At 65.2% G+C, this 11,514-nt stretch carries 11 protein-coding genes; 8 read left to right on the top strand and 3 right to left on the bottom strand.

What is annotated here, in order from left to right:
• Positions 1–256: 256 nt before the first annotated feature.
• A complete protein-coding gene (locus tag ABXS05_RS26805; RefSeq protein WP_367625969.1) occupies positions 257–1,378 on the top strand; it encodes a DUF4272 domain-containing protein in 1,122 nt (373 codons plus the stop codon).
• A 34-nt stretch (positions 1,379–1,412) separates the two neighbouring features.
• On the opposite strand, the gene ABXS05_RS26800 is transcribed toward ABXS05_RS26805, so the two are convergent.
• The gene (locus tag ABXS05_RS26800) at positions 1,413–1,850 is read right to left on the bottom strand and encodes an Lrp/AsnC family transcriptional regulator (RefSeq protein WP_311935732.1); all 438 of its coding nucleotides are present in this window, start codon (positions 1,848–1,850) and stop codon (positions 1,413–1,415) included.
• 237 nt (positions 1,851–2,087) lie between these two features.
• Here ABXS05_RS26800 and ABXS05_RS26795 point away from each other — a divergent pair, with 237 nt between their 5' ends.
• Both ABXS05_RS26795 and ABXS05_RS26790 read left to right on the top strand, forming a co-directional pair.
• On the top strand, positions 2,088–5,138 hold the full coding sequence (locus ABXS05_RS26795; protein WP_367625968.1) for an aminotransferase class III-fold pyridoxal phosphate-dependent enzyme: 3,051 nt from the start codon (positions 2,088–2,090) through the stop codon (positions 5,136–5,138).
• 130 nt (positions 5,139–5,268) lie between these two features.
• On the top strand, positions 5,269–6,042 hold the full coding sequence (locus tag ABXS05_RS26790; protein ID WP_367625967.1) for a transporter substrate-binding domain-containing protein: 774 nt from the start codon (positions 5,269–5,271) through the stop codon (positions 6,040–6,042).
• 66 nt (positions 6,043–6,108) lie between these two features.
• On the opposite strand, the gene eda is transcribed toward ABXS05_RS26790, so the two are convergent.
• Positions 6,109–6,738 (bottom strand): bifunctional 4-hydroxy-2-oxoglutarate aldolase/2-dehydro-3-deoxy-phosphogluconate aldolase, encoded by a 630-nt coding sequence (eda, locus tag ABXS05_RS26785; RefSeq protein ID WP_367625966.1) that lies wholly within the window; start codon positions 6,736–6,738, stop codon positions 6,109–6,111.
• Positions 6,739–6,844: 106 nt separating this feature from the next.
• On the bottom strand, positions 6,845–7,783 hold the full coding sequence (locus tag ABXS05_RS26780) for a PfkB family carbohydrate kinase (RefSeq protein WP_367625965.1): 939 nt from the start codon (positions 7,781–7,783) through the stop codon (positions 6,845–6,847).
• A gap of 199 nt (positions 7,784–7,982) precedes the next feature.
• On the opposite strand from ABXS05_RS26780, the gene ABXS05_RS26775 reads away from it, so the two are divergent.
• The 5 genes from ABXS05_RS26775 to irrA all read left to right on the top strand — a co-directional run bounded on the left by ABXS05_RS26775 (position 7,983) and on the right by irrA (position 11,449).
• The gene (locus tag ABXS05_RS26775) at positions 7,983–8,174 is read left to right on the top strand and encodes a twin transmembrane helix small protein (protein WP_068298234.1); all 192 of its coding nucleotides are present in this window, start codon (positions 7,983–7,985) and stop codon (positions 8,172–8,174) included.
• Positions 8,175–8,279: 105 nt separating this feature from the next.
• Positions 8,280–8,609 (top strand): hypothetical protein, encoded by a 330-nt coding sequence (locus ABXS05_RS34885; protein WP_376717660.1) that lies wholly within the window; start codon positions 8,280–8,282, stop codon positions 8,607–8,609.
• A gap of 300 nt (positions 8,610–8,909) precedes the next feature.
• The gene (locus ABXS05_RS26765; protein WP_367625964.1) at positions 8,910–9,494 is read left to right on the top strand and encodes a cob(I)yrinic acid a,c-diamide adenosyltransferase; all 585 of its coding nucleotides are present in this window, start codon (positions 8,910–8,912) and stop codon (positions 9,492–9,494) included.
• Between the two features lie 138 nt (positions 9,495–9,632).
• Positions 9,633–10,826 (top strand): lytic murein transglycosylase, encoded by a 1,194-nt coding sequence (locus tag ABXS05_RS26760; protein ID WP_415086105.1) that lies wholly within the window; start codon positions 9,633–9,635, stop codon positions 10,824–10,826.
• A gap of 113 nt (positions 10,827–10,939) precedes the next feature.
• On the top strand, positions 10,940–11,449 hold the full coding sequence (gene irrA, locus ABXS05_RS26755) for an iron response transcriptional regulator IrrA (protein WP_311935754.1): 510 nt from the start codon (positions 10,940–10,942) through the stop codon (positions 11,447–11,449).
• The last annotated feature ends 65 nt before the right edge of the window (positions 11,450–11,514 follow it).

Here is an 11,514-nt window from a genome sequence, read left to right as displayed (position 1 = left end):
GCACGGGCATCCTGCCCCTTCTTGGAAGCGGCGCATTGGGGATAATGGAAGAACGGGCAGGATGCCCGTGCGCCCGGCGCCGCCGCCAGCTCGGCTCTTGATGGCGATAAGCCTGCCCCGGATAATCCATGCGCGCCTGTATCCCCGGAAACCTCCACACAGTACTGCCGCCTGATCCAGCTTGACCTCGGCCCATAGTCCTGCTGCCGTAGCGGTATGAGGCGGGCCATGGCGGCATGTGCAGGGGGAGGCGGCATTGGGCATTCTTTCGCGGATTTTCGGGCGGGGCGCGGCAAAGCCTGCCGTCGAAGCGCAAAGGGGCGAGGTGGAGGGGGACGATGAATCCTGGCTCGTCAACGCCTATGCCACCTTGCGGGAAGTGCCGCCGCTCGACTTCCCGCACCGGCTGATCAACCGGCGCGATCTGACGGATCCCGAGATGGCGGGGCATCTCGAAGGCTTTGCCGGCTATGTCATGGGCCGGGGTGATGGCCGGATGACCGCGCAGCGTTATCATCTGTGGCGCCACATCCAGCGCGTGCGCAACCAGGCGAGCTTTACCGTCGCCGACGAGGATTTGCCTGCGATGGGGGCCTGGGCACGCCGGGCCAATGCCGTGCTGTTCTTTCCGGACGGTTCGGTGCGCGATGCCGACATGAATGCCTTGATCACCGCGGACGGCAGCACGGATACCGCCGCCGCCTTGCCCTATCCGCCGGACGCCTTGGAGCGGCGGACGCGCACGCTTGCAGCGCTGGAAGGTTTCACTCCGAAGCAGCCGGCCAGCATGCCCCCGTCGCTCGGCATCGGGGAAGTCGAGCTGCGGCCGGCGGGCGAGGTGCTGGCTCGGGCGCTCGGCCTGATCTGCGTGGCGACTCAGGGCGAGTCGATGGGCAAGGGAGACGGCAGCCTCCTGACGAAATTGCGCGAGCGCAATCCGGCCGGCATTGCCGCGCTGACCCCCAGAGAGCAGGCTTTCATGCTGGCCGAAGCGCCGGACAACCAGACCACCGTTGCCATGGGCTGGCGTTACGAGGCAGTCAATATTCTGGCTTGGGCGCTTTCGATCGACGGCATCGAACCCGGGCCGGCGGACAGGATCGTTGACGCCGGAACCCTTACTTTGGCCATGCTGAAGAGCGCCCAGGACAAGGACCTGCCCGCACGTGTCAGCCTGCGGCCGGCTGCCGAGATTCTCGATGCCCTCGATCTTGCCTGGCGCCAGCACTGGATTGTCAGGCAGGCTCGGCAGAATGGCACCGAGCCGGTGGGCCTCGACGGCGGCGTGGTGATGGAGCGCCATTTCGCCCTCAACTGGCTGACCGGCTTCCACAACCCGCCCGGCACGCTTTGGGACGATACGGATACGCCGAGCTGAAAGTGATGATGCCCGTGCCTTCTCGAAAACGCCGTCACCCCATCCTGTCGATATCCCGCCGCAGCACGATGGCGGTGGTGAGGTCGTCGACATCCTCGAGCAGGGCGACGCTGTCGCGGATGGTGTTGAGGCGGCCGATCGAGGGGGCCTCGACCTCGACCACGAGGTCGAGCTGGCCGCCGATCGAGGAGACCCGCCGCACTTCGGGATAGGCGGCAAGCTGGTCCAGCACGCGGGGCGCGGGCGTGCGCACCAGATTGATCATCAGGAAGGCGCCGACCGCGCCGTCTTCGAGCGTGCCGACATCGGCGCGGTAGCCGCGGATGATGCCGGCTTTTTCCAGCATCAGTACGCGCTCGCTGGTGGCGCTGCGCGACAATCCGATGCGGCCCGCCAGAGTTTTCAGCGGAATCTTGGCATCGCGCGTCAGGATGCTGAGAATGGCGCGGTCTTTGTCGTCGAGATCCTTCATCGCCGCCCTTCTTAGCCGCCGACCGATTGCCGGTCAAAGCCGGCAAACGTCCGGCCGAACCGGCCGATAAACGGATGCCCCGGCGCGCGGTCCGGGTGAAGCTCGGCACCATCGTAGCCTAGAGCAAAGTGCGGTTACACGTAATCGCTGCTTTGCTCTGACTCATTGTTCCGACGCGTCTTTGCGATTCTTGGTGATTCCAAGAAATCGCAAAACGCTTTGCCGAAAAGCTTTTCCATGACCGATCTCACTCATCCCTCGCCCTCCCTGTCGCTCGCCGAGGCGCAAGCGATTGCGCGGGATTTCTTTGGTGTCGAAGGCGGCATCAGCCCCCTCGCCAGCGAGCGCGACCAGAATTTCCGTATCGAGGTTCCCGGCGAACCGGGCTTCGTGCTCAAGATCGTCAATGCCAGCGAGCCCCAGGAGCAGAGCGATTTCCAGACCGCCTTGCTCGATCATCTCGCGGCGCATGCACCCAGTCTGTCGGTGCCGCGGCTCAAGCGCAGCCGGGATGGCAAGGCCCTCGCCGAGGTGCAGGCGGAAGGCGGGCCGTTCCGGGCGCGCATGGTCGAATGGCAGCTCGGCGAGCCGCTGGCCAAGGCCGAGCGTACGCTCGAAACCCTCGGCGATCTCGGTCGCGTGCTCGGCGACCTCGACCGTGCCATGCAGGGTTTCATCCATCCTGGTGCGCTCCGCAGCTTCGAATGGGATATCCGCACGGCCGGAGAGGCGCGCCAGCGCCTCGGCTTCGTCACCGATCCGGAAAAGCGAGCCCTGCTGACCCGCTTCCTCGACCGTTTCGATGCGAAGGTGGCGCCGCGCCTGCCCGGGCTGCGCGCTGCCGTCATCCACAACGACGCCAATGACTGGAACGTGCTCGTCGATGCCGACGGCTCGGGCCGCGTCGCCGGGCTGATCGATTTCGGCGATGCCCTGCATTCGTTGCTGATCGCGGAAGTCGCCGTCGCCTGTGCCTATTCGATCCTCGATCTCGACGATCCGATCGGGGCCGCCGCCGCCATCGTCGCCGGCTTCCATGGCGCCTATCCGCTGCAGGAACAGGAGATCGACGTTCTCTTCGACCTGATCGCCATGCGCCTGGTGATCAGCGTGACGATGTCAGCCCAGCGTCACGACAAGATCGCAGACAATCCCTATCTCTCCGTCAGCGAAGCGCCGGCCTGGGCGTTGCTGCAGCGGCTCGATGCCATCAATCCCGTCTTCGCCACCGCGATCCTGCGCCAGGCCTGCGGTTTCGACGCCGCGCCCGGTTCCCGGGCTGCGATCGGCTGGATCCGGGCGGAGGCCAAGGGCTTGCACTCCGTGCTGTCGCAGCATCCGGCTCGCATGCGCAAGGGGCTGGTGCCCTATGGCGATCCGGCCAATCCGATGACCGTGGCCTCCGCCACCGAGGAGCCGGAAAAGGCGACGGCCTGGTGGGATGAACATTGCGCGCGGGAGGGCATCGATCTCGGCATCGGCCCCTGGGGCGAGGAGCGCACCGTCTATACCAGCCCGATGTTCGAATCCCGCCTGGTGGCGGGCACGCGGCGCACGCGCCATCTCGGCCTCGACCTGTTCCTGCCGGCCGGCACCAAATTGTTCACGCCTTTGGCGGCGAGCGTGAAGGAAGTGGTGATCGAGACCGAGGCGCTCGGCTATGGCTGCCTGATCAAGCTCGAACACGCCCCGGAGGGCTGCCCGCCCTTCGTCAGCCTGTGGGGGCATCTGGCGCATGAGGCGGTCGGGCGCCTCAAGCCAGGCGACCGCCTAGAGGCCGGCGATCTCGTCGGCGAAATGGGTGCGCCGGCCGAGAATGGCGGCTGGGCGCCGCATCTGCACCTGCAGCTGTCAACCGCGACCGGCCTTACGGCCACGGAGATACTCGGTGTCGGCGAAGCCCCCTATCTGCCTGTTTGGGCCGAGCTCTTCCCCGATCCGGCCGATTTCGCCGGCGTGCCGCCCGAGACCTTCCACCAGACCGGCCGCAGCCGTGAGGCGATCGTGGCCGAGCGCAAGCGCGGGCTGCTGCCCAACCTCTCGATCTCCTACCAGGAGCCGATCAAGTTCGTGCGCGGCGAGGGCGTCTGGCTGATCGACGATCGCGGCCGGGCCTATCTCGATTGCTTCAACAATGTCTGCCATCTCGGCCACGCCCATCCTCATGTCGTGGAGGCGCTGGCGCGCCAGGCGGGCATCCTCAATACCAATACGCGCTATCTGCACGACAATATCGTCGAGTATGCCGAAAGGCTCACCGCCACGCTGCCCGACGATCTGACGGTGGCAAGTTTTGCCTGCACCGGCAGCGAGGCCAACAGCCTGATGCTGCGCATGGCCCGCACCCATACCGGCCGGGACGAGGCGATCGTGCTGGACTGGGCCTATCACGGCACCACCCAGGCCCTGATCGACCTCAGCCCCTACAAGTACAAGCGCAAGGGCGGCGAGGGTCGCAAGGCGCATGTCTTCGAGGCCGCCATCCCCGACAGCTATCGCGCCCCGGCGGATTGGCCGGTGGCGGAGATCGCCAGCCGCTATGCTGAGAGCGTGGCCGACGAGATCGCTGAAATGAAACGGCAGGGCCGGGCGCCCGGCCTGTTCATGGCCGAATCCATTCCCAGCGTCGCCGGCCAGGTCTTCCTGCCGGAAGGCTATCTGAAGGAAGTCTACGCCATGGTGCGCGCGGCCGGGGGTCTGTGCGTCGCCGACGAGGTGCAGGTCGGCTTCGGGCGCGTCGGCAGCCATTGGTGGGCCTTCGAGTTGCAGGACGTGGTGCCCGACATCGTCACCATGGGCAAGCCGATCGGCAACGGCCATCCGATGGCCGCGGTGGTGACCACCAAGGAGGTTGCCGCTTCCTTCAACAACGGCATGGAATATTTCAACACCTTCGGCGGCAATCCGGTCTCCTGCGCCGTCGGCCTCGCCGTGCTCGACGTGATCGAGCGCGACGGCCTGCGCGCCAATGCGCTCGCCATGGGTGATTATCTCCTGGCGCGCTTCCGCAAGCTGCAGGAGCGGCACGAGATCATCGGCGACGTGCGCGGGCAGGGGCTCTTCCTCGGCATCGAGCTCGTCACCGACCGCAAGACCAAGGCGCCGGCTAACGAATTCGCCCGGGCCGTCAACAACGGCGCGCGCCGGCGTGGTGTGCTGATGGGCACCGAGGGGCCGCATGACAATGTCCTCAAGCTGCGCCCGCCGATGATCTTCGCCAAGGCCGACGCCGATCTCCTCATGGAAGTCCTGGAAGAGACCTTCGATGAGGTGGCGGCGCGGCAATAGGCTGTGAGGAGGCCGGGAAGAACGCGACTGCCTTCTCCCTCAAGGGGAGACGGCTTTTGGGCGTGCCATCCGACATCAAACCACCCGGATGCCTCGAATGCATTCGGCAAAAACCAGAGAGGAACCTGCCATGAAGACCAAGAAACTGATGATGCTGCTCGCCGGCGCGGCCATGATCACCGCCACCGCTGCGGCCCAGGCCGATCAGGTGAAGGTCGGCATCGCCGCCGAACCCTATCCGCCGATCGCCTACAAGAATGCCTCGGGCGAGTGGGAAGGCTTCGCGCTCGACTACGCCAAGGCCGTGTGCAAGACCGCCAAGCTTGACTGCGTGATCACGCCGATGGCCTGGGATGGCATGATGCCGGCGCTGAAATCGGGCAAGATCGACGTGATCTGGGGCTCGATGTCGATCACGCCGGAGCGTCAGAAGCAGATCGCTTTCACCCTTCCGATCTACAACACGCCGTCCGTATTCATCGGCAACAAGGACGACAAGTTCGACTTCGGCTCCGGTGGCCTCGCCGGCAAGAGCATCGGCGCGCAGGTGAGCACCATCCACGCCGCCTATATCGAGAAGGCTCATCCGGAGGCGACGCTGAAGGTTTACAGCCAGCAGGATACCGCCAATTCGGACCTGGCGGCCGGGCGCATCGACCTGATCATCGGCGATGCCGTGGGCATGCAGGGCTTTCTGACCAGTTCGGACGGGGCCTGCTGCGAGGTCAAGGATTTCCCCAAGGATCCGAGCTTCGACACCGGCATCGGCGGCGGCATGCGCAAGGACGACACCAAGCTGAAGGCCGCTTTCGACGACGCCATCCGCACCATCTACAAGAGCGGCGAGTTCGAGCCGATGGCCAAGAAATACTTCAAATTCGAGGTCGGCACGCCGCCGAAGTGAGATAGGCAGAGTGGCCTTCCCGTGTGCACGGACGAGACATCCGCGCACACGGGAATCTGCTTGCCCTCATCCCCGCGCCGCCTTGAAGATGGCGGCCTGCTGCCGCAGGCAGGGTGAGCCGGGCGTATGGCGCGAGGGCAGCATCCAGGAACCGCCGACGGCGACGATGTTGCGCACCGCGCCATAGGCCGGCAGCAGTGCTGTCTCGATGCCGCCGGTGGTGACGAAGCCCACGCCCTCGAAGATGTTGGCGTAATCGGCCAACACCACAGGGCCGTTTGAGGCTTCCGAGGGATAGTATTTCATCAGCGTATAGCCATATTCACAGGCCTGCATGGTCTCCGAGGCCGTCTGCACCCCGGGGATATGCGGCAGGCCGCTGGCGGCGACCAGCGCCTGCAGGGCTGGCGTGAGGCCGGGGCTGACGGTGAAGTCCGCACCGGCGTCGAGGGCCAGGCGCACATGGTTTGCCAGCAGCATGGTGCCGGCACCGAACAGGCAATGAGGATGGCGCGCCTTGGCCGCCTTGAGCGCTGCCGGTGCCTCAGGCGTGCGAAAAAGGATTTCGATCACCGGCGCACCCGCCGCTACCAGGCCATCGATGTCGGCGAGGCTCTCATCCAGATCCTTGATCGCCATGACCGGCAGGATCGGGGTTTCGGCGAGACAGGCCCGCAATTCGGCAATGGTCGTCATCTTTCCTCCAGACCTGTTCTTTCCAAACTATAGCGTTTTGCGATTTGACGGAGTCACCTCGAATCGCAAAGACGCGTCGGAACAAAGAGTTAGAGCAAATAGGCGTTCACGCCTGAACGCGTTTTGCTCTAGACAGCATCGCCTCCACCTCGGTCCGGTCGGGCGTGCCCAGCCGCCCGCCGAAGCTGCGGCATTTCAGGGCGGCAGCGACATTGGCGAAGGCGATGGCCTGCGGGATGGGCGCCCCTTCGGCGATGGCGAGGGTGAAGGCGCCGTGGAAGACGTCGCCCGCCGCCAGCGTATCGACCGCCTCGACTGCCGGCGGGCGCAACTGCTCGACCTGGTTCTTGTCACGGTCGAGCCAAAAGCAGCCTTCCGGTCCGGCGGTGACGGCAAGAAAGCCAGTGAAACGTCCGGCCAGCGCATGCAGGGCCGCGCTGGGGCTCGATGCGCCGCTCAGCGCCAGCGCGGCCGGTTCCGAGAAGACGATGTGGGTTGCCAGCGCCGCAAGTTCCGCCGTTACGCCGGCGGGTCCGGTGTCGGCATCGAGCACGGCGGGGCGGCCGGCAGCGCGCGCGGCCTTGAGCACGGCGGCTGCACCCTCGGGCCAGCGTATGTCGACCAGCGCGGCGTCGGCACGGGCGACCAGTTCGAGCGGCAGCCAGGACGGATCCTGGCCGAGCGCCGGATCGTAATAGGGCACCACCAGCCGCTCGCCATGGCGGTCGATCAGCACGGTCGAGATCGGCGAGCGTGCGCCCTGGGCCCTGCGGATGAAGCGACAGTCGATGCCAGCTGCCGTCAGGTCGGCGACGATACGCTCACCGATGGCATCGTCGCCGACGCGCGAGAGCAGGGCGCTGCGCCCGCCCAGCTTGGCGATCGCGGCGGCGGCGCTGGCGGCCATGCCATGGGCCACCTCGGTTACCCGGCTGGGCAGGACCTTGCCAGGGCCGCTCGGCAGGCTATCGAGCTGGAAGATCGAATCGAAGGAAGAGGCGCCGCAGCACACCACATGCACGATCTTGCCGGCCGATTCGGGCACCGCTCTCTCCCTGTGCGATGAAAATGACGTCATCGAACGAAGGGGGCCGCGGCGCGGTATTCGAGCGGATGATCGCATTTGTCATAGCATTGCCCGGGCCAGCGGTGGAAGGGCGACATCGCCGCCGGTGGCCGCGACTTTTTCGACCGGATGCCATATCGGCCTCGACGCCGGCTAAGCGAAGGCATAGAACCGGCGAATGGCCAAGTTCTTCTATATTCTCGTGCCCTTCGCCATCCTGGCGGTTGCCATCGTGCTCGGCATGGGCCTGCACAACATGCTCAAGGGTGGCGATGGCTGGCGCTCCCAGCGGCTGATGCAGATGCGCGTCCTGCTGCAAGCCGTGGCGATCATCATCATCATGGCGGCGATCTATTTCGCTCACAAATAAGTGAAGAACGTTTTTCAAGACCCACGATATCTTGAATATAGGCTTCATCTTGCATTCACATTTCGCAACGTAACCTTGGTTCTCTTATTAACCGAGGAACGATTCATGTCGAATTTTTTCAAGATTGCCTTAGCTTCATTGGTGATTGCTGCTCCATTGGCGAGCGCTCAAGCGCAAAATTTCTTTCCGCGCCAACAACACCAGCGAGACTGGAGAGAACATCGTCCCGGCACCTGGGGTGGACAGCACCGCGGACCCGACCGCTATCCCAGGGGATGGGGACCAAATCGCCGGCCGGATGGTGCCGGCTATTACCACGGCTATCGCGGCTATCGCGATTACCGGCCGGGCTATCGTCGCCACCGTGACGGCATGTGGTACCCCGTGGCAGCGTTTGCGCTTGGTGCCCTTCTCGGCGGTGCCCTGAGCCAGTGATCCCATGAGGGGCTCGCGGCGGCTTGGTGAGCCGCCGCATGGCCTATCCCGGTCAATGGCATCGCGCCATGGGTGCCATAAACCTTCCTGCGTTTACCTTTGAGTTACATCCGGCCCCTAGGGTCCGCCCGTCCGGTGCCTGTTGGGGATAACGTGGTGCCGGCACAAGGCCCGGCCGGATGCTCTCCTGGCCGGGCCACTAGAGGCATTTCAGCCTCTCCGCTTCCCGGCCCCTGGATTGCGTCGCTGCTCCGGCAATGACAATGATCCCTGAAAGCCAAACAAACTCGGGCAAGCGCAATGGTTCGTCTCAACAAGATCTACACCCGTACCGGCGACGACGGTTCCACCGGGCTCGGCACCGGCGAGCGCCGTTCCAAGGCCGATCTGAGGGTCGAGGCCTATGGCACGGTCGACGAGGCGAATGCCGTGATCGGCCTCGCCCGCCAGCACAGCGCCCGCGAGGACGCCGATGTCGACGCCATGCTCGCCCGCATCCAGAACGATCTGTTCGATCTCGGCGCCGATCTGTGCACGCCCGAGGGCGGCGAGAAGGCAATCACCTGGACGCCGTTGCGCATCGTACAGGCCCAGGTCGACCGGCTGGAGCAGGAAATAGACGCCATGAATGCCGACCTCGCGCCACTGAAGAGTTTCGTGCTGCCGGGCGGCACACCCTGCGCCAGCCATCTGCACATGGCGCGTACCGTCAGCAGGCGAGCAGAACGCGTGATGGTGGCGCTGTCGCAATCGGTGGGCGAACTGGTCTCCGCCGAGGCGCTGGCCTATGTCAACCGCCTCTCCGACCATCTGTTCGTGGCCAGCCGCTACCTCAACCACAAGGCCAGCGGCGACGTGCTCTGGGTGCCTGGTGCGAACAGGTGAGCTCCCCGCCCCCGAGAGGGGCGAAGGCATTTGCGTGATCTCCCGTCACGTCCACGCAATCATTGCGCGTAATTAATCCGAACCCACCCCATTTCGGCCGGTTTGGCCATCTTTCATTTACCTTGATGAATCATGATCATGGCCATGAAAAAGACAGTCGTGTCCGCCCTTGCGCTGCTCGCCCTCTCCGCTTTGCCGGCGTCGGCCGCCTCCTTCCAACAGTGCCTTTCCGCCATCGGCGCGCGCGCCGGCGCGGCGGGAGTGTCGTCATCGGTTATCAACCGGCAGTTCAGCGGCCTGCAGCCGGACATGACCGTGATCGACGCGATGAACAAGCAGCCCGAGTTCAAGACACCGATCTGGGACTACATGGCCTCGCTGGTCGACGCGCAACGCGTGGCCGACGGCAAGCAGATGCTGTCCAGATATGGCTCGGTGCTCTCGGGCGTGCAGCGGCGCTACGGCGTCGACCCGGCGGTAGTGGTCGCGGTCTGGGGCGTCGAGTCCAATTATGGCGAGAGCAAGGGCACGCGCCCGCTGGTGCAGTCGCTGGCCACGCTCTCCTGCTATGCGGGCCGCCGGCAGGGCTATTTCCAGGGTGAGCTCATCGCCACGCTGAAGATCATCCAGCGCGGCGACGTCAATCCCGATCATCTCGTCGGTTCCTGGGCCGGCGCCTTCGGCAACACCCAGTTCATGCCCTCGACCTTCCTGCGCCTGGCCGTGGATGGTGACGGCGATGGTCGCCGCGACGTGGTCGATTCCGTGCCTGATGCGCTCGCCTCCACCGCCAACTACCTGGCCCGTTCCGGCTGGACCTCCGGCACGCGCTGGGGCTATGAGGTGCGCCTGCCGCCCGGCTTCAAGGCGGGACTGGCCGGCCGCACCAAGAAGCGCCCGCTCGGTTCCTGGGCCGCGATGGGGGTGACCCGCATCGACGGTGCGCCGCTGCAGGGCGGCAATGCCCGGGCTGCGATCCTGTTGCCGGCCGGGCCGCAGGGGCCGGCCTTCGTGGTCTTCCGCAATTTCGATGCGATCTATTCCTACAATGCTGCCGAGTCCTATGCGCTGGCGATCGCCCATCTGTCGGACCGCATCCGGGGCGGCAGCCCCTTCGCGACGCCCTGGCCGACCGACGATCCTGGCCTGTCGCGGGCGCAGCGCAAGGAATTGCAGGCCCTGCTGGCCCGCAAGGGCTATGATATCGGCACGCCCGACGGCTCGATCGGCAACAAGACCATCCAGGCCATCCGCGACGTGCAGCGCCGGCTCGGCCTGCCGGTCACCGGCCACCCTGGGTTGAAGGTGCTGACCGCCCTGAAGCGCGGATGATCGCCAAAAAGCGCCATTTTTCCAGGGGCTAGTTGGCATCAGCCATTATGATGATTGCGTCTGCGGCATCACTTGCCCTAGAATGTCGCCGAGAAAAGTTGTAGAACCGCATCATGTCAGCGACCACAGTCATTCACTTCGATCGTTCCGCCAAGGCGGCCACGCCGGATGCATCGCCCTCGCGCGAGCTTCCCTCCCGCGACCACCAGCGCACGGGCTGCCCGTTCCATGACGTGCGTTCGATGCTGCGCGACGTCGGCTTGAGGCCCACCCGCCAGCGCCTGGCGCTGGGCTGGCTGCTGTTCCAGAAGGGCGATCGGCACATCACCGCCGAGATGCTGCATGACGAGGCCTCCAAGGCCCGAGTGCCGGTCTCGCTCGCCACCGTCTACAACACGCTGCACCAGTTCACCGAAGTCGGCCTGCTGCGCGAATTCGCCGTGGACGGGTCGAAGACCTATTTCGACACCAATGTGCACGAGCACCATCATTATTTCGTCGAAGGCGACAATGAGGTGCTCGACATCCCCGGCGAGGTCAACATGGCCGAGATGCCGCAGGTGCCGGCAGGCTATGAAGTTGCGCGCGTCGACGTGATCGTGCGTCTGCGCCGCAAGGACTGAGGCACCCTCCATCGAGTTTGATGAAACGGCGCGGCTCGACCGCGCCGTTTTCTTTTGCACATCTT

It is taken from the genome of Labrys neptuniae (assembly GCF_040797145.1).
GTDB lineage: Bacteria > Pseudomonadota > Alphaproteobacteria > Rhizobiales > Labraceae > Labrys > Labrys neptuniae.
Note: the sequence above shows the minus strand (reverse complement) of the source record. Positions and strands in the feature narration are given on the sequence as shown.